Annotated in this window: 22 protein-coding genes; 8 read left to right on the plus strand and 14 right to left on the minus strand. The window is 69.4% G+C overall.

What is annotated here, in order from left to right:
• Window positions 1-14 precede the first annotated feature (14 nt).
• From ACYVF6_RS38510 to ACYVF6_RS38535, 6 genes are all read right to left on the minus strand, one after another.
• Window positions 15-2,702, minus strand: a complete 2,688-nt coding sequence (locus ACYVF6_RS38510) for a bifunctional acetate--CoA ligase family protein/GNAT family N-acetyltransferase (RefSeq protein WP_460529096.1) — start codon at window positions 2,700-2,702, stop codon at window positions 15-17.
• Complete coding sequence (locus tag ACYVF6_RS38515; protein WP_460529099.1) at window positions 2,699-5,206, minus strand: cation-translocating P-type ATPase; 2,508 nt, start codon at window positions 5,204-5,206, stop codon at window positions 2,699-2,701. The genes ACYVF6_RS38510 and ACYVF6_RS38515 overlap by 4 nt, the downstream gene beginning before the upstream one ends.
• A gap of 59 nt (window positions 5,207-5,265) precedes the next feature.
• On the minus strand, window positions 5,266-5,880 hold the full coding sequence (locus tag ACYVF6_RS38520; protein WP_460529102.1) for a DoxX family protein: 615 nt from the start codon (window positions 5,878-5,880) through the stop codon (window positions 5,266-5,268).
• A 165-nt stretch (window positions 5,881-6,045) separates the two neighbouring features.
• Window positions 6,046-6,738 carry a CBS domain-containing protein gene (locus tag ACYVF6_RS38525; protein ID WP_460529105.1) on the minus strand — a complete coding sequence of 231 codons (693 nt, stop codon included), beginning with the start codon at window positions 6,736-6,738 and terminating at the stop codon, window positions 6,046-6,048.
• Complete coding sequence (locus tag ACYVF6_RS38530) at window positions 6,698-7,237, minus strand: flavodoxin domain-containing protein (protein WP_460529108.1); 540 nt, start codon at window positions 7,235-7,237, stop codon at window positions 6,698-6,700. Before ACYVF6_RS38530 ends, ACYVF6_RS38525 begins: the two co-directional genes overlap by 41 nt.
• Window positions 7,234-7,713 carry a universal stress protein gene (locus ACYVF6_RS38535; protein ID WP_460529111.1) on the minus strand — a complete coding sequence of 160 codons (480 nt, stop codon included), beginning with the start codon at window positions 7,711-7,713 and terminating at the stop codon, window positions 7,234-7,236. Before ACYVF6_RS38535 ends, ACYVF6_RS38530 begins: the two co-directional genes overlap by 4 nt.
• A 282-nt stretch (window positions 7,714-7,995) precedes the next feature.
• Here ACYVF6_RS38535 and ACYVF6_RS38540 point away from each other — a divergent pair, with 282 nt between their 5' ends.
• The 4 genes from ACYVF6_RS38540 to ACYVF6_RS38555 all read left to right on the plus strand — a co-directional run bounded on the left by ACYVF6_RS38540 (window position 7,996) and on the right by ACYVF6_RS38555 (window position 11,011).
• A complete protein-coding gene (locus ACYVF6_RS38540; protein ID WP_460529114.1) occupies window positions 7,996-8,247 on the plus strand; it encodes a hypothetical protein in 252 nt (83 codons plus the stop codon).
• A 206-nt stretch (window positions 8,248-8,453) separates the two neighbouring features.
• Complete coding sequence (locus ACYVF6_RS38545; RefSeq protein ID WP_460529117.1) at window positions 8,454-9,284, plus strand: universal stress protein; 831 nt, start codon at window positions 8,454-8,456, stop codon at window positions 9,282-9,284.
• The gene (locus tag ACYVF6_RS38550; RefSeq protein WP_460529120.1) at window positions 9,259-10,152 is read left to right on the plus strand and encodes a class I fructose-bisphosphate aldolase; all 894 of its coding nucleotides are present in this window, start codon (window positions 9,259-9,261) and stop codon (window positions 10,150-10,152) included. Before ACYVF6_RS38545 ends, ACYVF6_RS38550 begins: the two co-directional genes overlap by 26 nt.
• Before the next feature lie 34 nt (window positions 10,153-10,186).
• Entirely contained in the window at window positions 10,187-11,011 is an 825-nt protein-coding gene (locus ACYVF6_RS38555) for a universal stress protein (protein ID WP_460530496.1), read from the plus strand.
• 10 nt (window positions 11,012-11,021) lie between these two features.
• Here ACYVF6_RS38555 and ACYVF6_RS38560 read toward each other — a convergent pair whose 3' ends face one another.
• Genes ACYVF6_RS38560 through ACYVF6_RS38570 form a run of 3 tightly spaced genes read right to left on the minus strand, consistent with a single transcriptional unit; the run spans window position 11,022 to window position 15,114 of the window.
• Window positions 11,022-11,678 (minus strand): potassium channel family protein, encoded by a 657-nt coding sequence (locus ACYVF6_RS38560; protein WP_460529123.1) that lies wholly within the window; start codon window positions 11,676-11,678, stop codon window positions 11,022-11,024.
• Between the two features lie 14 nt (window positions 11,679-11,692).
• A complete protein-coding gene (locus tag ACYVF6_RS38565) occupies window positions 11,693-12,352 on the minus strand; it encodes a potassium channel family protein (RefSeq protein WP_460529126.1) in 660 nt (219 codons plus the stop codon).
• Complete coding sequence (locus ACYVF6_RS38570) at window positions 12,349-15,114, minus strand: cation-translocating P-type ATPase (RefSeq protein ID WP_460529129.1); 2,766 nt, start codon at window positions 15,112-15,114, stop codon at window positions 12,349-12,351. Before ACYVF6_RS38570 ends, ACYVF6_RS38565 begins: the two co-directional genes overlap by 4 nt.
• 225 nt (window positions 15,115-15,339) lie before the next feature.
• On the opposite strand from ACYVF6_RS38570, the gene ACYVF6_RS38575 reads away from it, so the two are divergent.
• On the plus strand, window positions 15,340-16,179 hold the full coding sequence (locus ACYVF6_RS38575) for a universal stress protein (RefSeq protein WP_460529132.1): 840 nt from the start codon (window positions 15,340-15,342) through the stop codon (window positions 16,177-16,179).
• A 40-nt stretch (window positions 16,180-16,219) separates the two neighbouring features.
• Here the strand turns inward: ACYVF6_RS38575 and ACYVF6_RS38580 are convergent, their stop codons facing one another.
• Window positions 16,220-16,870, minus strand: coding sequence for a DUF4232 domain-containing protein (locus tag ACYVF6_RS38580; RefSeq protein ID WP_460529135.1), 651 nt, complete (start codon window positions 16,868-16,870; stop codon window positions 16,220-16,222).
• Between the two features lie 277 nt (window positions 16,871-17,147).
• On the opposite strand from ACYVF6_RS38580, the gene ACYVF6_RS38585 reads away from it, so the two are divergent.
• From ACYVF6_RS38585 to ACYVF6_RS38595, 3 genes are all read left to right on the plus strand, one after another.
• A complete protein-coding gene (locus ACYVF6_RS38585; protein ID WP_460529138.1) occupies window positions 17,148-18,059 on the plus strand; it encodes an ABC transporter ATP-binding protein in 912 nt (303 codons plus the stop codon).
• Window positions 18,056-19,657, plus strand: a complete 1,602-nt coding sequence (locus ACYVF6_RS38590; RefSeq protein ID WP_460529141.1) for an ABC transporter permease — start codon at window positions 18,056-18,058, stop codon at window positions 19,655-19,657. Before ACYVF6_RS38585 ends, ACYVF6_RS38590 begins: the two co-directional genes overlap by 4 nt.
• A gap of 118 nt (window positions 19,658-19,775) precedes the next feature.
• On the plus strand, window positions 19,776-20,198 hold the full coding sequence (locus ACYVF6_RS38595; protein WP_460529144.1) for an Hsp20/alpha crystallin family protein: 423 nt from the start codon (window positions 19,776-19,778) through the stop codon (window positions 20,196-20,198).
• A 64-nt stretch (window positions 20,199-20,262) separates the two neighbouring features.
• Here the strand turns inward: ACYVF6_RS38595 and ACYVF6_RS38600 are convergent, their stop codons facing one another.
• The 4 genes from ACYVF6_RS38600 to ACYVF6_RS38615 form a co-directional block, all read right to left on the minus strand.
• Window positions 20,263-21,666, minus strand: a complete 1,404-nt coding sequence (locus ACYVF6_RS38600; RefSeq protein ID WP_460529147.1) for an NAD(P)(+) transhydrogenase (Re/Si-specific) subunit beta — start codon at window positions 21,664-21,666, stop codon at window positions 20,263-20,265.
• Window positions 21,663-21,974, minus strand: a complete 312-nt coding sequence (locus ACYVF6_RS38605; RefSeq protein ID WP_460529150.1) for an NAD(P) transhydrogenase subunit alpha part 2 — start codon at window positions 21,972-21,974, stop codon at window positions 21,663-21,665. Before ACYVF6_RS38605 ends, ACYVF6_RS38600 begins: the two co-directional genes overlap by 4 nt.
• Window positions 21,971-23,152 carry an NAD(P) transhydrogenase subunit alpha gene (locus ACYVF6_RS38610; protein WP_460529153.1) on the minus strand — a complete coding sequence of 394 codons (1,182 nt, stop codon included), beginning with the start codon at window positions 23,150-23,152 and terminating at the stop codon, window positions 21,971-21,973. The genes ACYVF6_RS38605 and ACYVF6_RS38610 overlap by 4 nt, the downstream gene beginning before the upstream one ends.
• Before the next feature lie 22 nt (window positions 23,153-23,174).
• The coding region (locus tag ACYVF6_RS38615; RefSeq protein WP_460529156.1) for a zinc-binding dehydrogenase at window positions 23,175-23,776 on the minus strand (602 nt) is incomplete at its 5' end.

A 23,776-nucleotide genomic window follows, 5' to 3' on the forward strand; every position in this document is an offset into this window, starting at 1 on the left:
TAGGACCCTTCCGATCACCTGAGGCGGCGGAGGAACGGGTCGTAAGGCCTGCGTGGCTCGATCCGGACCTTCACGTCGATCAGCGAAACACCGTCCGCGCGGGCGAGCACGGGGTTGAGGTCGAGGTCCGCCAGCTCCGGTACGCGTTCGGCCAGCACGGACACCCGTAGCAGGAGGTTCCGGAGGGCGTCGATGTCGACCGGCTTGCCGGCGGCGGCCTGGTCGAGCAGCCTGGCGGCCCGGATCTCGCGGAGCATCCGTTCGGCGGCCAGGCTGGTGAGCGGCGCCAGGCGGACCACCCGGTCGGCGAGAGCGTCGGCTTCGGTGCCGCCGAGGCCGAACGCCACGACCGGGCCGAACACGGAGTCGTTGCTCACACCGACCAGCAGCTCGACGTCTCCGGACGTGATGCGCTGCACGATGGCGCCGTCCATCGCAGCGCCCTGGCGTTCGGCCAGTGAGGTGTACGCGAGCCGGGCCTGCGCCTGGCTGCGGATGCCGAGCACCACGCCGCCGCTGTGTTGCTTGTGGATCAACCTCGGGCCGGACGCCTTCATGACGACGGGCGTGCCGAGCTCCGCGGTGGCGGCCGCCGCCTGCGTGGCGCTGGAGACGACACGTACAGGGACCGGTTCGACGCCGGTCGCCGCGACGAACTCCACGGCGTCGGCCGGTGCGAGCCAGCCGCCGTCGGGATGCGCGGCGAGGAACCGCCGGACAACGCCACGAGCCTGGTCGAGATCGAAGCCCGGGAGGTCGTTCGGGTCCGGCACGAGCCCTGACTCCCTTCGCCGCCAGGCAGCGTAGGCCGCCGCCTTCGCGATCGCCCCGGCGGCATCGCGCGGTGCCGCGTAGACAGGCACGTTCGCGTCACCCTCGACCGCGGGAGCCTCCAGCCGGACTCGTTCGGTCTGGTCGAGGCGTACGCCGGCCAGCGTCGCGGTCGTCGTCGGCCACGGAACGTCGGCCATGTCGTCGAGGCCGGTCGGCACCGGCAGGACGAGAACCGTGTCGACGTTCGAGTCGGCGCTCAGCACGGTGGCGGCCTCGGCCAGGGCGGTACGTGGGCAGCCGGCGCCGCCGTCGACGGGGTTGCCGATCGAGGCGCCGCGGGGGAGCGCCTCCGCAAGCCGCTTCTGGGTCTCCGCGCCGAGCTCCGGCAGCAGCAGACCGGCATCGGTGCAGGCGTCGGCAGCGAGGATTCCGGCGCCTCCGGCATTGGAGACGATCGCCACGCGAGGCCCTGCGGGCAACGACTGCGAAGCCAGCAAGGCGGTTGTCGCGGTCAGGTCGCCGATGTCGGACACGGCGATGATGCCGGCGTCGGCGAAGAGAGCCTGCCGTGCGGCGGTCGGCGTGGCCGCCGCGGCCGTGTGCGAGAGCGCCGCGCGCTGCGCGGGCGCCGACCGTCCGCCGTCGACCGCGAGGACAGGCTTGCGGGCGGCGAGCCGCCGTGCGACGCGCGCGAACTTGCGCGGGTTGCCGAACGACTCGACGTACAGCAGGACGAGGTCGGTCTGGTCGTCGTCGTACCACCACTGCATCAGGTCGGTCGCGCTCACGTCGTACTTGTCACCGAGGGACGCGAACGTCGACACTCCGACCCGGAGCCGGCCAAGTTGCTCCGACAGGGCGATGCCGACCCCACCGGACTGGACCGCCAGCCCTGCCCGGCCGGCCGCCGCGACATGGGCGGCGAACGTCACGTCCAGGTCGAACGGCGGGTTGGCCAGGCCGAGGCAGTTCGGCCCGACCAGGCGCATCCCGTGGCGATGGCAGAGGTGGCGTACGGTCCGGCCGAGCTCGGGCGGGACTCCTGAGGTCACGATGACGACGGCCGCGACACCCGCGACGCCGCAGGCCTCGAGGGTGTCCGCGAGTGCGGGCACCGGAACGGCCAGCACGGCCAGGTCGACGGGGAACGGCACGCGGGCAACGCTCGGGTGACACTCGACGCCGGCGACGGCCGTGGCGGTTGGATGCACGACCGCGACGTCACCGGCGTAGCCCGCTGCCAGCAGGTTGCGCAGGATGGCGCCCCCCACGTTTCCCCGCCGTTCGCTCGCGCCGATCACGACAACCGAGTCCGGCGCGAAGACGTGCCGCAGGCTGGCCTTCTGGGCAAGGCGTTCGCGTTCGCCGACGGCTTCGAGGTAAGACTCGCCGGCGTCGAGTTCGGCGACCACGTAGAGCACGTCATGCTCACGGTGCTCCACCACCCGAAGACCCGCGTCGGCGAACACCCGTAGCATCGCGGCGTTGCGGATCAGCACGTCGGCGACGAAGCGGAGCACACCCGCCGTACGGGCATGGGAGGCAAGGTGCTCCAGCAGCAGTGTCGCGACGCCTCGATGGTGGGCGGAGTCGGCGACCGCGAACGCGATCTCGGCCTCGGACCGCCGCTCCGGCAGCCGTTCGTAGTGCGCGACCCCGATCAGTTCGTCATGGCACCACGCGCCAAGTGCGTACAGGCCGCCCGGCACATCGACGCACAGCCTGGTCGCGATCCACTCCGGTGCGCGCGGCGAGACGCCGAAGAACCGCAGGTAGTGGTTGTCGGGCGAGAGGCCACGATGCAACCGCAGGACGGCGTCGTAGTCGCCGGAGTCGATCGGCCGGATCTGCGTCAGCCCGCCGTCGAGCAGGAGGGCCCAGATCCCATCGGGATCCGTTGCCGGGGCTGGGCGTGCGAGTGCGGTCATCTTGCCTTCCTCAGTTCGATCAGCGCGCTGAGAACCAAGCCAGGAACGAAGGCGAACGCGACAACGATCGCCAGCTCGGTCAGGGCGAGCGGTTCCAGCCGGAGAAGTGTCTGCAACCAGGGCAGGTAGAGGGGAACGATCTGAGCCACGAGCGCACCTGCCACGGCGAGGTAGAGAAAGCGCGCGGAGCTACCGGATCCGCCGCGCGCCCGCAGTGCCAGTGCGATTCCCAGCTGTGCGAGCCCGAGAGTCGCGAAGACGGCGGACTGCCAGGCGCCGCCGACGTGGGAGACCACAGCCGCGGCGCCGCCGACAGCAAGCGAGATCAGCAGACCGATCGAGACGATCTGCCGCCACAAACCGCCGCCGAGCACGGATTCGTTCGGCGAACGTGGTGCACGCCGCATCGAGCCCGCCTCGACGGGTTCGGCGCCCATGGCGACGCCGGGCAGGCCGTGCGTGAGCATGTTGATCCACAAGATCTGGCTGGGGAGCAGCGGTATGGGCACGCCGGCGAACGGGCCGGCCACCATGATGAGCACCTCCGCGAACCCGCCGCTGAGCGCGTAGCCCAGGAACCTGCGCACGTTGGCGTAGATGCGCCGGCCTTCCTCGATCGCGGCGGCGACCGTGTCGAGGTTGTCGTTGACGAGCACCAGATCGGCGGCCTGCCGGGCGACCTCGGTACCGCCGGAACCCATCGCCACGCCGATGTCCGCCCGGCGAAGCGCAGGGGCATCGTTGACGCCGTCACCGGTCATCGCGACGACGTGGCCTTTGTCCTGCCAGGCCGCGATGAGGTCGAGCTTCTGTTCGGGGCGGGTCCGCGCGAAGACGCTGTCGGTGGTGGCGTCATCGAATCCGCCGGCGCGGAGCTCATCGCCGGTGACGACCCGATCGTGCGCGATCCCCAGCTTCGTGGCTATCGCCGACGCGGTGGCCGGATGGTCGCCGGTGACGAGGACGAGTTGGACGCCGGCGGTGCTGAACGTGTCCGCGACCTGTTCCGCACCCTTGCGCAACGGATCGACGATGCCGACCAGCCCGGCCAGCCGCAGCCCGGCCTCCAGCTCGCCGGCCTGCCCGGGTACGCGGTCGGCGTCCGCGACCGCGAGTACCCGGTATCCCTGCGCGGCAAGGGATCCGGCGGCTTCGGCCGCGGCGTCCAGGTCGCTGCCGGTGAGCTGGTCGAGAAGCACTTCGGGCGCACCCTTGCACACGACGAGGAGGTGATCATCCGCATCGTGCACGGTGGTCATTCGCAGCCGCGAGCTGTCGAACGGAAGCTCGGCGCGCCTCGGGTAGGCGGCCCGCAGGCCGTCGACGTCCTGCCCGCCGCGGCGGGCCAGGGCGACCAGTGCCGCTTCCTGCGGATCGCCGAGCGGGAGCCACTCGTCGGCTGGGTCCTTCGGTGGAACGAGGTTCGCGTCGTTGCACAACGCGATGTCACGGAGTATGCGGGCCAGCTCCGGCGCGTCCGTCCGTGGCTGGATCGATCCGTCCGGCGCGTAGCCCTGGCCGGAGGCGACGTACTGACCCTGCGCTGTCCAGACGATCTCGGCCCGCATCCGTCCTTCGGTGAGCGTCCCGGTCTTGTCGGAGGCGATCAGCGTGACGGAGCCCAGCGTCTCGACGGCGGGCAGGTGGCGTACGACTGCCGCGCGCCGGGCCATCCGGTGCGCGCCGAGGGCGAGCGCCAGCGCGACGACGGCCGGCATGGATTCGGGGACCGCGGCCACCGCGAGGCTGACGGCCACGATCACCATCTCGGCAAGGGACCTGCCCTGCACAAGCCCTGCGACGATGACGATCAGGCCGATCGCCAGGACTGCGATGGTCAGCAGCCTTGCCAGGCTGGTGAGCCTGCGCTGGAGGGGAGTCGGCCTGGTCGGCTGGTCGGCGATCAGGGTGGCGATCCGGCCCAGCGTGCTCTGGCTGCCGGTGGCGGTCACCGTACCCTCGCCTCGGCCCCGAGTGACCACGGTGCCCGCCAGGAGTTCGCCGTCACCTGTCTTGTCGACTGGTAGGGACTCGCCGGTGACGGCAGCCTCGTCGACCTGGAGGTGGATCGCTTGGGCCAGCTCGAGATCGGCCGGAACCACGTCGCCGGCTTCGACGAGCACGGTGTCGCCGGGGACGATCTCGCTGGCCGGCAGCAGGACCGGACGACCGTCCCGTAGTGCCCTGGCCGTAGGAGCCGAGAGCTTGCGAAGAGCGGCGACGGCACGTTCGGCGCGCAGCTCCTGGGCGACGCCGACCGTGGTGTTGAGCAGGATGACGGCGGCGATCACCGAGAGGTCTGCGAAGTCGGCGAGCGCGGCTGTGATCAGCGCGGCGGCCAGGAGCAGCAGGATCATCGGGTCGCGCAGTTGCTGGAGTGCGCGGCTCCCGGCGCTGCGAGACCTGGGCTCGGGGATGGCGTTCGGTCCGGCGGCTGCCAGGCGTTCCTGCGCCTCGAGGGACCCCAGCCCAGCACGAACCGGAGCGGATGGCGGCGTGGTCATCGTTGATCAGCTCCATCCGCTCCGGTCGCTGGTTTTCTCTGCGGGGGAAGAGATGTGGTTCAGATGAGCCACGGGAACCGGCGGACCAGCGAGAGCCTGGACCAGGCTTTCCCGAAGCCCCATGTCGCGCCGGCGAAGGTGAGCGCCAGAACGATCAGGACGAGGGCGTAGAGGATGTGGTAGTCCACGATCGGGTTGGTGGACATGGTGGGCTCGCCGGCGGAAGTGAGCTTGTCGAGAGGCCATTCGGCGGCCCACATCAGCAGCATCAGGATCGAGCCGGCGACGGCGGACACCCGCAGGCCGATGCCCGCGATAACGGCGATGCCGACGCCCGCGAGGCAGAGCATGAACAGCCAGTTGGCCCAGCCCGCTCCGGCGATGCTGTGGAACGTCGACTCGAACGGCCCGACGGCGACGCCGGACAGGAAGCCCTTGGTGGGGGAGCCGCCGTTGATCCAGGCGCGCTCGGCCGGTGTGGCGTAACCCCAACCGAACAGCTTGTCGAGGAACGCCCACAAGAACACGAACCCGGTCGTGATCCTCAGCACTGCGAGCACCCGGCCAGGGCCCTTGGTCTCACGCGCCGGGGTGGTGACGGTGGCGGCGGGCACCGGCTGCTTCGCGCTCTGCTCCGGAATCCGGGTGGCGGGCCGGTTGTAGATGGTCTTCATTGCCTTCTCCTTGGCGGTGCTTTGTCGTTGTCACCACTGTCGCGTCTGTTCAGGTGGAGATCTGCGGTCCGATGTCACCGTTCGGCGATGCCGATCGTCGACCGATCGCCGGGATCTGGGCGCTGCTCCAGGCCCTGGTGCATGGGACCTTTGGCACGATGCCCGCTAGTCCGACCGGGCGGAGCGACTGGTGCCGCGCAGGGGAATGGTGTCGTCGACGGCGTAGCGGAGCTGGTTCACGACATCGACCACTCCGTCCACCTGGCGGGCGATGAGATCGGCGATGGGCAGCAGGCTTCGGCGTTCGAGCTCTCCGGTGAGGGTGACGACGCCATCGCGGACCTCAGCTCGGATCGCCTGGGGGTTGCGCCAGAGCGCGTACTCCACGACGTCACGCTGCACTGCCCTGCGAAGCTCCGCGTCCGAGGTGAGGAACACCCGGAGCAGGTCGGATCTGGTGACGATGCCGACGGCCAGCCCATCGGCGTTGACGACGATCAGCCGGGTGATGTGCCGCATCGCCATCAGGCGGGCGGCGTCCGGCAGGCTGTCACCCTGCTCGACGGTCACGGCGGGGGCACTCATCAGCTGCTCCGCCGTACGTGCCGCCGCGCGGGCTCGTACCGTGCGAAGGCGGCGGCTGAGCTTGTTCGGCAGGGGAGGTGCCTGGAACTCCTCTTTGAGGATCAGGTCCGACTCGGACACCACACCGAGCGGGCGGCCGATGGTGTCGAGCACGGGGACCGCGCTGATGTCCTTGGCCGACAGCAGATGTGCGATGTCCTTGAACGATCGGGACGGGTCGACGCTGATCAGGTCACGGGTCATCACGTCGGATACGGTCTTGTGGCTTCGCATCGTCGCCACCTTCCTTGAGCTGCGCCGCGATCTGGTGAGCCCAGGCGGCGATCCGGTCGGGATTGCGGAAGTCGCCACCGCGGCCGTTGGCGGCCATCCGCCGGGCGAGCCAGGAGTCAGCGTCCTCGGTGAGCTTGCCGCCGAAGGTCTGGTGCTCATTGGCGTGCAAGGCAGTGGCGAACTCGGCGACGCTCGGGACGGGTGGTATGTCCTTCTCTTCGGCGGTCGTGTCCAGCGGGCCGCTGCTGAACAGCCAGACCTGCTTGCCACGCAGGTGCTTGGCCTGCCTGCGCACGAACCGCCGGGCGTCGCGTTGCCAGCGGCCGGCATAGAGGGCGCCGCCGATGACGACGGCGTCGTAGGCCTCGACGCGGCGTACGTTGCGGGCGGGCTGTACGTCTGTGTCCAGCCCGTCGTTTCGCAGTGCGGTCGCGATCAGGTCGGCGATGCCGGCCGTCGAGCCGTAGCGGGATCCGTAGGTCACGAGTACAGCGGTCATGGCGTGCTCACCCCAGCCGTGGCGGACGCCTGCCGGTATGAGTCGGGGATTCGCTTGTCGCAGCCGTTGATCACCACGACGCGGCACGGGCTGTTCACGACGCAGTACTCCACGAGGTCGCTGGACGGAAGGCCGCGCGGTGTGAAGGAGTTCGCGCCGAGCACGAGCAGGTTGGCACCGTCGGCGGCGGACACCAGCGTCGGGCCGGGATCACCGTCCAGGACCTCCACTGTAATCTCGACATCCAGGCCGGTGTGGGCTACCGCGTCGACGATCCATCGAGTCGCGTTCTCTTGTACCTCCTCGCGTTCCACGCCAGCGAGCTGCCGGTGCCTGGCGGTGGCCGAGCACGCCCACACGTGGATCGCGCGTAGCCGCGCTCCGGTCCGCCTGGCCTCATCGGCGGCCCAGCGGACGGCCGCGGTGCTGCTCGGCGTGTGGTCCACCCCAACGACGATGTAGGGCAAGGTAGTCATCGGCTCCGCCTTTCCTGTGCGGTGAACGCCCTTACACGTCGATTGTGTGAACGGCGCTCGAGGTCCGGCCAGAGGCGCGTGCATCAGCAGGCGGGGGGCCTTTGCCCCGAATCGCATCGGACATCAGGCTGTCTGCTCACCCCTGCAGCGCGGGCGGAATGGGCCGGCAGCGGTGGCCTTGGGCTCTGGTCGTCGACGTGGGGAAACGCTTCACTTGAAGGTGAAGGTGGTACGGACCGGTCCGTACCAATGCGGCGAAGCCGAAGCGGAGTTGACGAAGCGATGCTCGTCGTCGAGGTCGACGGAAAGAGGATACAGCTGACGGGCCTTCCCCGGAACGTCGGTGAGGTGCTGGGCCGGGCGATCGGCTCGTATCTCGACCAGACAGGCCAGCCGAACCACACGGAGATCGTCAGCCACCGAGTCGACGGCTGGAGCGGCCGGTTCCGGCGCTACGACGTCTACGCCGAAACCGACACCGAGAACGGCCGAGGACGCCGGCACCGCTACTTCGACGTCACGGTCTACAACTGACCGCGGCGCTTCTCCTTCCCGCCAAACCCGTCCGGCCGGGTCCCACCCGCCCATCGGTACGCAGGTCATGGGCGGGTTGAGGGCGGTTGGCGGATGGATGAGGGGCTTCGGACGGATGTGGCGGAGAAGGGATGGCGAGACATTGGAGGCAGGAGGACATTTCGCCGGCACTCGCCCGCGCCGAAGCGGGTGGAGTGGAGGTTGTCATGGAACGTGGTGTGGTTGTCGGTGTCGACGGCACGACGGAGAGCTGGGAGGCCCTGCGCTGGGCGGCCCATGAGGCGCTGGCTCGCGATTGCTCGCTCAGGGTCGTGCACGTCTACCGAACAGGCCGGCGGGCAACGCGGCGCGAAGACGGGCACGACATCTTCGATGCCGCTGTGAGGCACGCGCACAGCCGGCTCGATGCGAGCCGGGTCTCGGGGGCGTTGGTGGCGGGCGATCCCGTTTCTGTGCTGTTGGCCGAGTCGGCGGGCGCCGAGTTGCTCGTCGTCGGATCGAGGCAGAGAACGAACGCCGGTCTGGTCCCGCTCGAGTCGGTGAGTGCCGCGCTGGCGTGGAGGTCCGACTGCCCGGTGCTGATCGCGCGTGGCGAAGATCCCTGGCGCACGGTCGTTGCCGGCATCAGAGAGCCGGAGACGGGCGCGGAGGTTCTCGAGTTCGCCTTCCAGCAAGCCCGTGAACGGTTCCAGGGCCTGTCCGTCGTTCACTGTGCGAGTCCGGACGACGATCCGTTCGAAGACCAGCTCGAGCAGAGTCTCGCGGCCTGGGTGGCGGTGTTCCACGCGAAGTACCCGGAGACCACCGTCACGACCGAGTTGGTGGAACGCGATCCGGTCCACACCTTGGTCGAGCGGTCCCATCGGGCCGGCCTGGTCGTCGTTGGCACTGGGCACCATATCGGCCGGCTTCCCACCAGTTCGATCTGCCAGCGCGTCCTCGACCGGGCCGGCAGTTCGGTCGCGGTCGTACGAGAGCAGCGAGCAAGCAACAGAAAGGTAGTGCGTCAGCATGCCGAACCGTCCACATCTTCGTGAGCTAGGGCTGAACACGGGAAAGAAGGCGCGCCTGCACCGGATCCTGTTCCAGCACGGACTGCGGAACGGCACCGCGCTCTTCCTGCCGTACGACCAGGGCTTCGAGCACGGCCCGCGCGACTTCTTCGCCAACCCGCGGGCGGGCGATCCGGCCTACATCGCTCGGCTGGCGCGGCAAGCGGACTTCAACGGTCTCGCGATCCAGATCGGGCTGGCCGAGAAGTTCTACTGGGACTACGCGGGTGAAGTGCCGCTGATCCTCAAGCTCAACGGCAAGACCGACATCCCGTCCGACGAGCGGGCGCTGTCGCCCCTGCACGCATCGGTGGCCGACGCGGTGCGGCTCGGCGCCGACGCTGTGGGCTACACGCTCTACGTGGGGACGCCCGCCCAGGAGGCGGACTTCGCGCAGTACCGCGTGGTACGCGAAGAGGCGCACCGCTACGGCATGCCACTCATCGTCTGGGCCTACCCGCGTGGCTCGGCCATCGAGGCCAAGGGCGGCAAGGACTCCTTCTACGCCGTCGACTACGCGGCGAGGACCGCGAGCGAGCTCGGCGCGGACATCGTCAAGGTGAACTTCCCGCACCCGGAGAAACGCGCAGGCGTACGCGGCGAGTACGACGCCGACTTCTCCAGGCTGGAGGCGATCGAGGCCGTGGTGCGCTCCGCCAACCGCACGCTGGTCCTGGTCTCCGGCGGCGAGAAGGCCGGCGACGAGGCGATGCTGGACAAGGCCCAGGAGTCGATGGAGGCAGGCGCCACAGGTCTGATCTTCGGCCGGAATGTGTGGCAGCGGCCGTACGACGAGTCGCTCCGCTTCATCGACGAGCTCAAGTCCGTCCTGGCGAAGTACCCGTCGACCTGAGTGACAAGGGGGTGCGCGGATGGCACCGGTGACCATGCCACGTCCGATCGTGGCCGGTTACGACGGATCGGAACACGCCCGCTGGGCCGTCGAGTGGGCGGCTCGGGAAGCCGGCCTCCGGCTGGCGCCCTTGCGGGTCGTGCACGCTTACGTCTGGCCACTGCTGCGCATCCCCCCGATCTTCGCTTCGGCCGGCCCAGCCGGCGGGCTGCGCGGGCACGCCGAGGACCTGCTGGCCGAGGCGGTCAAGCTCGCCCGGTCAGCCGGACCGGAGACCGACGTACACGCCGTGCTGAGAACGGCCTGGCCGGCGGAGCTGCTCGCGGCCGAAAGCCTCCAGGCGTCCTATGTCGTGGTGGGTTCGCGGGGACTCGGTGCGGTCGGACGCCTGCTGGCGGGCTCGGTCACGACCGAGCTCGCTGTGCGTGCGCGTTGCCCCATGGTGTTGATCGCGCATCCGGTCACCAAGCCGAACGACTACGCACCGGTGGTCGCCGGCGTGGACGGGTCGGCACACAGTGAGGCAGCGCTCGAGACCGCGATCGATCTCGCGAGGCACTGGAACGCGAGACTCCAGATTGTGCACGTCGTCCCTGCCCTTCGGCCCGGCCAGCGCGTCGCGGTGGAGCGTGCGGTCGAGCCGTGGCTGAACAAGTACCCCGGCATCGCAGCCGATGTCGCGATCGTGCAGGGCCACCCAGGCGGCGTGCTGGTGGAGTTGTCGAAGTCCGCGCGGGCGATCGTCGTCGGCTCGCATGGGAGTGGCGGGTTCGACGGCATGGTCATCGGCTCGGTCAGCCACAGTGTGATGCAGCACGCCCACGGTCCGGTCGTGGTGGTTCCGGAAGCCCTTCGCTGAGCGAACCCGCTCACTGGAACGCTGCGTGGATCTGTGCTTCGGTCGCGGCCTGGGAGATGATCAGCACTTCGTCGCCCACCCGCAGCTCGAACGAGGGGTTGGGAACGATCGGCGCCTCGTCCCGGATGACGGCAGCCACGACCGATTGTTCCGGAAGCTCGAGCTCGGAGAGCGCGCGGCCCACGGCGCTGGACTGTGCGCCGATCGCCGTCTCGACGAGGTTGACGCCGGCCTTTCCCAGTCTCAGCAGGGACACGGTGTCCGTGCTCTCGGTGGCCTCCTCGATCAGCGAGATGATCGACGCGGCCGACGGGATGGCCGCGTCGACGCCCCAGCGCGAGTCGAACAGCCAGCCGTTGTCCGGATCGTTGACCCGTGCGACGACCTTGGCGACGCCGAACTGCCGTTTGGCCAGCAGGCTGATGACGAGGTTGTCCTCGTCGTCCCAGGTTCCGGCGATCACCACGTCGGCGTTGAGTGCACCGGCTGCTTCGAGTACGTAGGGCTCGCAGCCGTCACCGGCGACCAGCCGGGCGGCCACGCCCGACGGAACCGCGGCCAGCCGGCCGCTGTCTATCTCCACCAGCGTGACGTCGTGCCCCGATGCGGTCATGGCCTCCGCGATCTGGATACCCAGGCGCCCGGCGCCAACGATGACGGCCTTCATCTTTCCAGCACCTCCTAGGCACCGAGGTCCTTGTGCAGAAAACTGCGAAGCAGTCGCAGCGACCGGTCGGCGACGGCGAACGTCGCGATGTCGCCCGGTTCGATCCGGGTCGCGGCTCCGGGCACGAACGAACGCCCCAGCCGGGTCACCTCGACCGCACGGATCTCCCCGTCGACCTCGAACTCCGACAGCGGTCTGCCGGCCAGGTAGTCCGGCAGTCGCTCACGTACCAGCAGCGTCTCGTCGTTCCCGAACGTCTGGGCAGGCGTGAGGTGACGGTGCTCGAGCAGTCTGCGGATCTGCCCGACGGTCCACTGAACGCTCGCCACCGTCACGATACCGAGGTCGCGGTAGATCTCGGCACGTCGCGGATCGTAGATGCGAGCGATCACAGCCGGGACGCGGTAGACCTCCTTGGCGGTGCGGGCTCCCACGATGTTGGTGTTGTCACCGGAGGTGACCGCGATGAAGGCGTCTGCCTGGTCGACGCCGGCCCGCTCCAGGACGGCACGGCTGTAGCCGTTGCCGACCTCGAACTGGCCCGTGAAGTTGCGCTCCAGCAAGGCTCGTGCTTGTGGATTCTTGTCGATCACGCAGATCTCGTGACCTTCGTGCTCGAACTGGCCGGCCAGCGTCGAGCCGACGCGGCCGCAACCCATCACGATGACCTTCATGGTGTACTCCGTTCCTTGCCACGCAAGTAGAGCTTGCGCACCTCGTCCGCAATGAGCACGAGCGAGCCGAGCACGGTCGCGGTCAGCCAGTCGGCGGCGGTCAACGGCACGGTGTTGAACACGGACTGCAGAATGGGCAGGTAGCTGACCGCCGCGAGCATTCCGACGCTGAGCAGCTGCGCGAGAACGTAGCGGGGATTCGACAGGACGCCGGCCTGGAGAATCGACTGCCGGTCGGTTCGCACGGCGAATCCCACGAAGATCTGGGCGATCACGATCGTGGCGTGCGCGAGCGTCAACGCGTGCCGATAGACGGGATCCGCCGAAGTGAACGCCTCGAAACCGATCCCCGACGAACCCACCAGCCAGAAGAACACGCCGGCCGACGCGACCGCTTCGACTCCGCCGAGGAAAAGGATCCGGCGGATGACCGCGGCCGAGAAGAACGCCTCCTTGCGGGGGCGCGGTGGCCGGTTCATCGTGTCCGACTCCGGAGGTTCCATCCCGAGTGCCAGTGCGGGCGCCACGTCCGTGCCGAGGTCGATGGCCAGCACCTGCACAGCTGACACCGGCACCAACGGGAACCCCAGGAAAGTGGCGACCACGATCGGGGAGAGCTCGCCCAGGTTGGAGCAAAAGACGTAGACGAGAAACTTCCGGGCGTTCAGGTAGACGGAGCGACCGAGCTCGATGGCGGCGACGATGGAAGCGAACGAGTCGTCCAGCAGAACCATTTCCGCCGCCTCGCGCGCGACGTCCGTACCGCCGGCACCCATGGCCACACCGATGTCGGCTCGCTTCAGGGCCGGCGCGTCGTTGGCGCCGTCCCCGGTGACCGCGACCACTTCGTCCAGGCCCTGAAGAGTCGCTACGATGCGCATCTTGTCTTCCGGAGACACTCGGCAGAACAACAGCTCCGCGGGGCTCGCGAGCAGTTGCCGGAGCGCGAGCTCGTCCATACCGGCCAGCTCGCCACCGGTCACGACGACCGGCGCGGGTCCGCGAACGATACCGACTCGGCGGGCGATCGCCTCCGCCGTGAGCGGATAGTCGCCAGTCACCATGACGACCCGGATCCCGGCGCGCCGGGCGGCTGTCACGGCGTCGGTGACCTCCGGACGCGGTGGATCCAGCATCCCCACCAGGCCGACGAAAGTCAGGTCCGACTCGGCCAGCTTCTGATCGGGCCGCGCGTCGTCCAACGCGCGACAGGCGACGCCGAGAACTCGCAGGGACTCACGCGCCATCGTGTCGTCTGCCGCCTTGACCTGCGCCCGCAGCTCGTCATCGAGTGGCAGCAGCCGGCCGTTCCACGCTATCCGGGTGCAGCGCTCGACGAGCTCGTCCGGCGCGCCCTTGATGTAGGCCTCGTACTCGAGCTCACCGATCCGATGCACTGTGGTCATCAGCTTGCGAGCCGAGTCGAAGGGGAACTCCAGTACACGTGGAGACTTGGCCTCCTCGCCGGCGACGTCGACGTCAGCCTTGGCCGCCGCGACGAGCAGCGCGCCCTCGGTCGGATCGCCGAGGATCCGCCAGTCGTCCTCGCCAGCCGGCGGGAGCAGGCGAGCGTTGCTGCACAACGCCGCCTGCCGCAACAGCTGCCGGACCGGCTCCGGGTCCTCCACCGCGCCTTGCCGTGGCGAGTAGCCGATCCCCGAGACGGCGTGGACAGATCCGCTCGCCCAGCAGCGTTGTACGGTCATCTCCGCCTGGGTGAGCGTTCCGGTCTTGTCGGTACAGATGACGGTGGTGGAGCCGAGCGCCTCGACAGCAAGCAGCTGCTTCACCAGGGCGTTGCGACGGGCCATCCGGCGGACACCGACCGCCAGCGCCACCGACAAGGTGGCCGGCAGACCTTCCGGTACGCATGCCACCATCACGCCGAGTGCGAAGATGAACGTCTCGAGCACCTGATGCCCGGTAGCCGTCCGGATGCCGAACAGGACCGCACCGATGGCAAGCGCGATCCCGGACACGCGCCGGGCCATACTGACCACCTGGCGTTGCAAGGGGGTCTGCTGCCGCGGCGCCTCTGCTGTCAGGCGGTAGATCCGGCCGAACTCCGTCGCGGCACCGATCGCGTAGACGACTGCCTTCGCGGTCCCCGCGACGACCGTGGTGCCCATGAAGACGCAGTTGCCGGTCTCCAACGCCGGCGTGCCAGGTGGCGAGGGGTCGACCGACCTGCGTACGGGAGTGCTCTCGCCGGTCAGCGGAGCGTTGTCGACCCGCACTGTGTGCGCCTCGACCAGCCGGCTGTCGGCGGGAACCGAGTCGCCGGCCTCGAGGACGAGCACGTCGCCGGGAACCAGATCGGCGGCCGGGACCTCACTACGTTCGCCGTCACGCAGGACCCTGGAGGCGCGGGGCACCATCGCCTGCAACGCTTCGACCGTACGTTCGGCTGAGTACTCCTGTCCGAAGCCGATCAGGGCATTGAGAACGACGACCAGGTCGATCGCCACCGCGAGGTACAACACCCTGGCGTCCGGCGGCTCGCTCAGGGCGAAGACAGCGTAGGTGATCACCGAAGCCGCCAGGAGGACGATCGCGAACAGGTCGGTGAACTGCTTGGCGATCAGCAGAACCGGAGAGCGGCGCCGCGCCTTCGGCAACGTGTTCGGACCGTACCGGCGCGCTCGCTCGGCGACCTGCCCGGCGGACAGCCCGGACGCCGAGGTCTCCAAGCGGTCGAATACGCGGGAGACCGGCAGCGTTCGGACAGAAGCATCCAGGTCGCCGGGTCGCTCGGTTCGCACCGTCCCACAGTGCGCTGCCGAGGTGATCCGCGATACGACCGATCGGACCCGAACCCGCCGGACCTTCAACCCGGGCGCTCCGGGCCGAACTGCTTGGGAGGTGCGGCAGGTGACGGTCCTGCGGCCAGGTCAGAGGTGACATCCGGCAATGTCGCGCCGGCCTGCCGCAGAGGCATCCTGGGCATGTGGGCAGAGCATCGGTGCTCGCCGAGAAGGTGAACTGACATGTACGAGCCTCGTTCGATCGTGGTCGGCGTCGACGAGACCTGGCAGAGCCAGCTGGCATTGGTATGGGCCTGCAGGGAGGCGTTCGAGAGGCATCGGCCGCTTCGGATCGTCCGGGTCTACGGCGTCACGGAGCGCTTGGTGGGCAGCAGACGGTTCGGACCGTTGGGTGCGCCACCCTCTTCCGTACGGCGGCAACTCGAGGACGCCGTGGCCTACGCCGGGGATCGGATGGACTCGGTCGAGGCGACCGGCGTGCTGACGTGTGACCGTCCGGCGCGAGCGTTGCTGAAGGAGTCGGCGAACGCCGAGCTCGTGGTGGTGGGCGCTCACCGCACGATGGGCTCGGCCGCGTTCCGCGTGGCGGCGCACGCCACCTGCCCGGTGGTCGTTGCCCGGCAGAGCCTGCCCGGGCGCTATGCCCGGCCGCCGATCGTCGTCGGAGTGGACGGCTCGGAGCGGTCGGAAGCAGCGATCGGGTTCGCGTTCGAGGAGGCCGATCGCCAGGGACTGCCGCTGATCGCGGTCCACTGCTGGCAGGTCGGTCCCGCCGACCGGGCACGCTGGGATGCCGGCGCGCGGGCCGAGACGCGAGCGCGGCACATCCGGTGGATGGCCGAGAGCCTCGCGGGTTACGGCGACAAGTTCCCGGACGTTGAGCTGACCAGCGATGTGGTGACTGGGCCGGCAGCCAGGCGCCTGGTGGGGTACACCAGGGGCGCGCGGCTGATCGTCGTCGGTACGCGAGGACACGGGGGTGCTGCCGGCGCGCTGCCGGGCTCGGTCAGCCAGGCGCTGCTCCGCCGAGCGCACTGCCCAGTCGCCGTCGTACGGGCCTGAGGTCCGCACAGCGTGAGGGGTGTCGCCCAGGGCGCTCCGTTCAGCTCAGGTCCGTACCCGGGTGAACCGCGCGGACGCTCAGGTGGCCGCCCGGCGGCTTGCCGGCGCAGGCGGTCGTCTCGAGCGGAACGAACTCGGCCCGGGTGTCGTGCGGCGGGTAGACCCGTAGGCCTCGTACGTCGGTGGGCAGGCAGTCGTCAGGATCCCAGTTGCCGACGTTGGGGAACGCCAGCGTCGCCGTTGCCGCCTTGCCCCGGGTGAGGGTGATCACCGGTCCGGTCGGACCGTCCCAGTCCCCGGGTTGTCCTACCTGGTGGCCGTCGTCGCCGGTCACGAAGGACACTCCTGGAAAGCCCTGAATGGTGCAGGTACGGCGGCCGGTGTTGGTGAACACCAGCCCTCGGTACAGCGTTCCCGCGGCGCCGTCCTCGCCGCGCAGCGTCACGGTGAGGTCGGCGATGTCGCACCGTTTGGCGGCGGATCGCGGTCGGGTCGTCCTCGGTGCCGGCGATCGCTTGGTGGGCGGAGCGGACGTGGCCTGGGTAGGCGGCGAGGACGCACCGGGAGCGGTCGACGTTGCCACCGGTGTCGACGGCGACGCCGCGGACTCTGTCGGGACGACCGTGCCGTCCCGGCTGCAGCCGCCTGCCAGCATGGCGGCGGCCACACCGCATCCGGCGATCGCTGTCATGGTCCGCGACACGTCACATCGCCTCCCGTCAAGCTCCTGCGCCAGTCCGGGCCAGGACTCCGTCCTATCGGCCCGGGGAGCGTTCCGGCAGGGGCGTTGGGCCCGTTCAGTGTCAGTGGCCTTCCGCCTCCTTGGGGGAGCGACCGTGACCGCGCCGACAGCGCGACCTGCGACGTTGGGTGGCCTTTCTGCCCAGGCGGACCGGGCCGGGTGACCCGTCGAGGTCGGGCGTTCAGGGAATTCACACATCAGTGAACGATGCGTAGCGTTGGTGGCTATGACGATCGCTGTTTCGGTCTCCGGAGCTGTGAAGAACTTCGGACGGACACGGGCGCTGGACGGTCTCGACCTCAGCGTCACGGCAGGCGAGGTGCATGGCTTTCTCGGTCCCAACGGAGCGGGCAAGACCACGACCCTCCGCATTCTCATGGGTCTGCTGCGGGCGGATGCCGGCTCCGCGACTCTGCTGGGCAAGGACGCGTGGCGCGACGCCATCGAGCTGCACCGCCGGGTGGCCTATGTTCCGGGCGATGTGAGGTTGTGGCCGAACCTGACCGGTGGCGAGGTGATCGACCTGCTCGGCCGACTGCGTGGCGGGCTGAACGAGAAGCGCCGCGCCGAGTTGGTCGCGCGGTTCGACCTCGATCCGACCAAGAAGGGCCGGACGTACTCCACCGGCAACAAGCAGAAGGTCGGCCTGATCGCGGCGCTGGCGTCGGATGTCGAGCTGCTGATCCTGGACGAGCCGACGGCCGGCCTCGATCCGCTGATGGAGGCGTTGTTCCGCCAGACCATCGAGGAAGAGCAGGCGCGCGAGCGATCAGTGCTGCTGTCCAGCCACATCCTGTCGGAGGTCGAGGCGCTGTGCGATCGGGTCACGATCATCCGCAACGGTAAGGCGGTGGAGACCGGAACGCTGGCAGATCTCCGCCACCTCACGCGAACGGCGATCCAGGCCGAGGTCGAGCGCGTGCCGGCGAACCTGGCGACGCTTCCTGGCGTACACGAGCTCGTGATCACCGACAGGCAGGTGCGGTGCCAGGTCGACACTCCCCAGCTCGGAGGTGTGCTGGCCCAGCTCACGAACGCGGGGGTACGCAGCCTGGTCAGCCGGCCGCCGACGCTCGAGGAGCTGTTCCTGCGGCACTACCGCGACGAGATCGACCAGGCCAACGGGAGGGCGTCGTGACCCAGAACCTACGCGGCACTGGCACCCTGATCAGGCTCGCGCTGCGCCGTGACCGGATCGTCCTGCCGGTGTGGATCCTCATCTTCGCGGGGATCGCGGTGGGGTCGGCCGAGGCGTCCATAGAGCTGTTCCCGACCGAGCAGTCCCGCGTGACGGCGGCCGAAGCGGTCAACAACGCTCCGGCGCTGGTCGCGTTGTACGGCAAGGTCTACGACGTCACGTCGCTCGGCGCGGTGTCGCTGATCAAGATGATCGCGCTGTACGCGTTGTTCCTCGGCATGCTCGCTGTCTTCACCGTCACACGGCACACTCGCTCCGAGGAGGAAGCAGGCCGGCTCGAGCTGGTTGGCGCCGGGATTGTCGGGCGGTACGCCGCGCTGACGGCCGCGCTGGTCGTGTCGTTCGGCACGATTCTCCTCATCGGCGTGCTCGTCGCGCTCGGCCTGATCGGCGTCGGCCTGCCCGCGAGTGGGTCGCTGGCGTTCGGGTTGATGTGGGTCGGAGTGGCCTGCTCCTACGCTTCGGTGGCAGCGGTCGCCGCGCAGATCACCGAGAACGCCCGAGCGTCGAACGGCGTCGCGGCGGCGTTCATGGGTCTGGCCTTCGTGTTGCGTGCCGTGGGGGAGACCTCCGGGCCGGGATGGCTGGCCTGGGTGTCGCCCTCGGGGTGGGGCGTACAGGTCCGGCCGTTCGCCGGTGACCGGTTCTGGGTGCTGCTGCTTCCGCTCTTCTTCGTCATCGTGCTGGTGGGCGGTGCCTACGTCCTGGCCACCCGGCGTGACCTCGGCGCCGGACTGATCAGGCCGAGGCCGGGCCCGGCGCGTCTGGCCCGCTGGTTGCGCGGGCCACTGGCACTCGCCTGGCGCCTGCAGCGCGCGACGTTGCTGGCCTGGACGCTGGGATTCGCCTTCGGTGGCGTGATCATCGGAACGATCGCAGCCGACTTCGGCGACATGCTGGAAGGCAACGAGACGTTCAGGGACATCGTGGTGCAGATGGGTGGCGCCCAGGGGATGACCGACGCGTTCTTCGCCGCGTTCCTGGGACTCATGGGTGTGCTGGCTTCGGCCTACGGCGTGCAGGCCTCACTCCGGCTGCGTTCGGAGGAGTCGAACCAGTACGCCGAGGCCGTGCTCGGTGCTTCGGTCGCCCGCTGGAGGTGGGCCCTTGCCCACCTGGCCATCGCGTTCGCCGGGACGGCGTGGATCGTCGTCGTACTGGGGGCGACGGCCGGACTCGTACACGGTGGGCAGACCGGCGATCTGGCGGGCGCGTTCGAACGGGTGGCGGGCGCCGCACTGGTCCAGGTTCCCGCGGCCTGGGTGCTGGTGGGCATCGTCGCAGTGCTCTTCGGGGTGGCGCCGCGCTGGACGCCGCTCGCCTGGGTGCTGCTGGTGTTCTTCCTCCTGCTCGGCGAGTTCGGATCGCTGTTCGAACTGAACCAGGCAGTGCTCGATCTGTCGCCGTACGCCCACGTACCGAAGCTTCCGGGCGGCCAGCTGTCGGTGCAGCCACTGATCTGGCTCACCGCGATCACCGCCGCGCTGACCACGATCGGCGTCGCCGGCTTCCGCCGCCGCGACATCCAGCAGTCGTAGCCCGGAGAAGGGGTCACCTGGACGCACCCGGTTCGGAGGATCGCCTCTACCGCGGCAGCGCCGGGTCGGATGGACTGGGAGGACAAGGCGAGAAGCGTGGACAGGAGGAAGGAATCTCATGGCGACAGTTGCGAAGCGCGACTACAGGCACTTCCCTGATCTGCTGGACATCAGCGAGGTGCTTCCCGGACTGCTCAGCGTGACAGCGCTCGGCACCCGGGCGCCTCGCGTCGAGGAGTATGTCGCCGACGACACCTACGTGATCCGGGTCGAGCTGCCCGGGCTCGATCCCGAGAAGGAAATCAAGCTGCAGGTGCTGTCGGGCGTTCTGTCGATCCGGGCGGAGCGGCACGAGGAGAAGCACGAACGCCGGCACACGGAGTTCCGGTACGGAAGCTTCGCTCGTCGTCTCGAGCTCCCGGAAGGAGCCGACGAGACGAAGGTGACCGCACGCTACGACGCCGGAATCCTCGAGATCACGGTCCCGATCACCAACGGAACCAAGGAAGTCCACACCATTCCGATCGATCGCGTCGTCTGACGGCGACAGCGCACACAGACGGAGGGGCGCGCGAACCGCGCGCCCCTCCGTCTGCGGTCACCCCCTAGCCGACGAGTGCCTGCACGGACTCCTTCAGCGTGCTGACGGCCTGCTTGGCGTCGGAGAAGTACATGCCGGTCCTGGGGTCGGTGTAGAGCTCGTTGTCGATGCCGGCGTATCCCTGTCCCATACCGCGCTTGATGACGACGACGCTCTTGGCCTTGTCGACGTCGAGGATCGGCATGCCCGAGATGGCGTTGCCCGGCCGCCGCGCGGCGGGGTTGGTGACGTCGTTGGCACCGATCACGAGCGCGACGTCGGCTTGCGGGAACTCGGGGTTGATGTCGTCCATCTCCCGAAGCTGGGGGTACGGAACGTTCGCCTCGGCCAGCAGCACGTTCATGTGTCCTGGCATTCGCCCGGCCACCGGGTGGATCGCGTACGACACCTCGACGCCGTGTTCCTCCAGCTCCCGTGCGAGCTCTGCCAGTGCGTGCTGGGCGTGTGCCGCCGCGAGCCCGTAGCCGGGCACGATGATCACCTTGGCGGCGTACGCGAGCTGGATCGCCACGTCGTCGGCCGAGACCGCGCGAACGGCGGCGCCCGAGCTGACGGCGGCAGCCGCGTCGCCGGTTCCGAACCCGCCCACGATGATGTTGGGGATCGACCGGTTCATGGCGTCGGCCATCAGCTTGGTGAGGATGCCACCGGACGCGCCCACCAGGGCGCCGGCGATGATCAGCGCCGTCTCGTCGAGGACGAAGCCCGCCATCGCCACGGCAGTTCCCGTGAACGCGTTCAGCAGTGAGATGACCACCGGCATGTCCGCGCCACCGATCGGCAGCACCATCGTCACCCCGAACGCCAGCGCCGCGACGGCGAGCAGCAGCACGGCCGCGATCGAGCTCGGCGAGGCGACCAGCCAGGCCGCACCGACGCCGAAGGCCAGCGCCAGAAGAAGATTCGCCATCCGCGCGCCACGGAAGACGATCGGCCGGCTCGGCACCAGGCCCTGCAGCTTTCCGGCCGCCACGAGCGATCCGGAGAACGTCACGGCCCCGATGACGATGTCCAGCGCGGCCGGCACCGCGACCCGTCCGCCCAGTGTGCCGGCAGGCGCCTCGGTGAGATGGGACACGGCCAGTAGCGCCGCCGCTCCACCGCCGACCGCGTTGAACAGGCTGACCAGTTGTGGCATCGCGGTCATCTGGACCCGGCGCGCGGCGTACAACCCGGCCAGCGATCCGACCGCCGCGGCCGACACCAGAACCATCCACCCGGTCGGTGTGATCACGCCCTGCTCAAGAAGCAGCACGACCGTCGCGGCCACGGCCGTCGCCATCGCGCCGGCGGAGAGCAGGTTCCCGCGCCGGGCGGTGGCCGGAGAGTTCATCAGGTGCAGGCCGAGGACGAAGCAGGCCGCCGCGGCGAGAAGGAGGTACCGGACAACGGTTTCGACCGCACTCATGACCCGATCTCCTTCCGGTCGCCGGCAGGCCGGGCCCGGAACATGTGCAGCATGCGGTCGGTGACCACGTAGCCGCCGACGACGTTGGCCGCGCCGAACGCGACGGCGGCGAAGGCGAGCACGTAGCCCACCAGGTTGTCGGCGGTAGCGGCGATCAGCATCGCGCCGATCACGACGATGCCGTGGATGGAGTTCGCTCCTGACATCAGCGGCGTGTGCAGTGTGGCGGGGACCTTGCTGATCACCTCGAACCCGACCAGCACGCTCAGAACGAACACCGTGACGGCGACGAACAGGTCCGTACTCATAGGACTCCTCCAGACAGCGCTTCACCGCGCACCAGAGCGGCGACCGCGGGGTTGACCACCGAACCGGCATGGGTGACGACGATGCTCGCCTGGATCTCATCCGCCAGATCGATCACCGGGACGCCGGCTGGTGCCAGGTGCTCCAGCAGGCTGGTGACGTTTCGGGCGTAGGCGGTGGACGCCGCCGGCGCCATGCCGGACGGGAGGTTTCCGGCACCGATCACCGTCACCCCCGTGCCGAGCACGACGGTCCGGTCAGGCACTGATCCCTCGACGTTCCCGCCCAGGGCGCTCGCCGCGAGGTCGACCACGACCGAGCCGGGCCGCATGCGGTCCAGCGCCTGTGCGGTCACCAGAACCGGTGGCCGGCTGCCTGGCACCTGCGCGGTCGTGATCACCACGTCGAAGCGGGCAATCCGCTGGTTCAACTGTCCCTGCTGAGCTTCGCGCTCGCCGGCAGTGAGCTCCCTCGCGTACCCGCCCGTGCCGGAGCCCGACACGGCAGTCCCGCCGGGGCCCGCCAGGTCGAGGAAGTGCGCGCCCAGCGACTCGGCTTCCGCCTTGGACTCGGGCCGGACGTCGTAGGCCGTGACCACCGCACCGAGCCGGCGTGCGGTGCCGATCGCCTGCAGCCCGGCCACGCCGGCGCCGAGGACGAGGACCGTGGCCGGCTTGACCGTTCCGGCCGCCGTCATCAGCATGGGGAAGTAGCCGCCGTACGTGGCGGCCGCGAGCACGGCCGCACGGTACCCCGCGACGTTGGCCTGCGAGGTCAGGGCGTCCATGCCCTGTGCGCGGCTCAAGGTACGCGGGATCAGGTCCAGGCTCACCGCCGTGACGCCACGCTCCGCCCAACGGCCCACGAGGCCCGGATGCCGCTGGGCGTCGAGCATCCCGAGCAGGACCTGTCCGGGACGCGTCGACCAGCCGGCGTGCTCTTCGGGTGGACCGACGCACAGCAAGACGCCGGAACGCTCGTACAGCTCGCGCGCCGAAACGACCGCGGCACCCGCGGCCACGTACGCCTCGTCGGGGAACCATGCCCGCGCGCCGGCGCCGGTCTCGACCAGCACCTCCATGCCCGCGGACCGGACTCGCTTGACGGAGTCCGGCACCAGCGCCACCCGGCGTTCGCCGGGTGCGCGCTCCTTCACCACACCGACCGTTGTCGCGGTCATCGTGAGCACTCCTTCTTCGTCCTCAGAACTGGAACACCAGCCGGGCCGGCACCCGGCCGGCAAGGATGTCCTCGAAGCAGATGTTCACGTCGGCGAGCTCGCGACCCTCCGCGACGACCTTCGTCCGGCCGGCGGCGTGCAGCGCGAAGACCTCGGCGAGGTCCTGCCGGGTGCCGACGATGGAGCCGACCACCGAAAGTCCGCCGAGCACAGTCTGGAAGATCGGCACATCCACGCTGGCGTTGTCACCGGGCAGACCGACCATCACCATCCGGCCGCCCCTGCGCAGTGACTGGTAGGCCTGCGCGAACACCTTCGGCGAGGCCGCCAGCACGACCGCCACGTCCGCGCCACCGACCTGCTGGATCGCTTCGGCTGGGTCGGCTTCCGCCGCGTTCACCAGTTGGTCCGCCCCGAGTTCCTCGGCCAGGTCCAGCTTCGCCTTGTCGATGTCGACGGCGCTGACCAGGCCGCCGACGATCCGGGCGTACTGCACCGCCAGGTGGCCCAGCCCACCGATGCCGAACACCGCCACCCGTTCGGCCGGCGTGACGCGGGCGACCTTGATCGCCTTGTACGTCGTCACGCCGGCGCAGGTCAGCGGTGCCGCGTCGAGCGACGAGA

The organism is Flindersiella endophytica, assembly GCF_054779015.1.

Coding starts and splice junctions, on each gene's coding strand:
- ACYVF6_RS38580 (WP_460529135.1), bottom strand. CDS start 16,870: ATGACAGCGATCGCCGGATGCGGTGTGGCCGCCGCCATGCTGGCAGGC.
- ACYVF6_RS38520 (WP_460529102.1), bottom strand. CDS start 5,880: ATGAAGACCATCTACAACCGGCCCGCCACCCGGATTCCGGAGCAGAGC.
- ACYVF6_RS38540 (WP_460529114.1), top strand. CDS start 7,996: ATGCTCGTCGTCGAGGTCGACGGAAAGAGGATACAGCTGACGGGCCTT.
- ACYVF6_RS38535 (WP_460529111.1), bottom strand. CDS start 7,713: ATGACTACCTTGCCCTACATCGTCGTTGGGGTGGACCACACGCCGAGC.
- ACYVF6_RS38530 (WP_460529108.1), bottom strand. CDS start 7,237: ATGACCGCTGTACTCGTGACCTACGGATCCCGCTACGGCTCGACGGCC.
- ACYVF6_RS38565 (WP_460529126.1), bottom strand. CDS start 12,352: ATGAAGGTCATCGTGATGGGTTGCGGCCGCGTCGGCTCGACGCTGGCC.
- ACYVF6_RS38560 (WP_460529123.1), bottom strand. CDS start 11,678: ATGAAGGCCGTCATCGTTGGCGCCGGGCGCCTGGGTATCCAGATCGCG.
- ACYVF6_RS38610 (WP_460529153.1), bottom strand. CDS start 23,152: ATGACCGCGACAACGGTCGGTGTGGTGAAGGAGCGCGCACCCGGCGAA.
- ACYVF6_RS38545 (WP_460529117.1), top strand. CDS start 8,454: ATGGAACGTGGTGTGGTTGTCGGTGTCGACGGCACGACGGAGAGCTGG.
- ACYVF6_RS38525 (WP_460529105.1), bottom strand. CDS start 6,738: ATGCGAAGCCACAAGACCGTATCCGACGTGATGACCCGTGACCTGATC.
- ACYVF6_RS38600 (WP_460529147.1), bottom strand. CDS start 21,666: ATGAGTGCGGTCGAAACCGTTGTCCGGTACCTCCTTCTCGCCGCGGCG.
- ACYVF6_RS38515 (WP_460529099.1), bottom strand. CDS start 5,206: ATGACCACGCCGCCATCCGCTCCGGTTCGTGCTGGGCTGGGGTCCCTC.
- ACYVF6_RS38605 (WP_460529150.1), bottom strand. CDS start 21,974: ATGAGTACGGACCTGTTCGTCGCCGTCACGGTGTTCGTTCTGAGCGTG.
- ACYVF6_RS38575 (WP_460529132.1), top strand. CDS start 15,340: ATGTACGAGCCTCGTTCGATCGTGGTCGGCGTCGACGAGACCTGGCAG.
- ACYVF6_RS38595 (WP_460529144.1), top strand. CDS start 19,776: ATGGCGACAGTTGCGAAGCGCGACTACAGGCACTTCCCTGATCTGCTG.
- ACYVF6_RS38550 (WP_460529120.1), top strand. CDS start 9,259: ATGCCGAACCGTCCACATCTTCGTGAGCTAGGGCTGAACACGGGAAAG.
- ACYVF6_RS38510 (WP_460529096.1), bottom strand. CDS start 2,702: ATGACCGCACTCGCACGCCCAGCCCCGGCAACGGATCCCGATGGGATC.
- ACYVF6_RS38585 (WP_460529138.1), top strand. CDS start 17,148: ATGACGATCGCTGTTTCGGTCTCCGGAGCTGTGAAGAACTTCGGACGG.
- ACYVF6_RS38555 (WP_460530496.1), top strand. CDS start 10,187: ATGCCACGTCCGATCGTGGCCGGTTACGACGGATCGGAACACGCCCGC.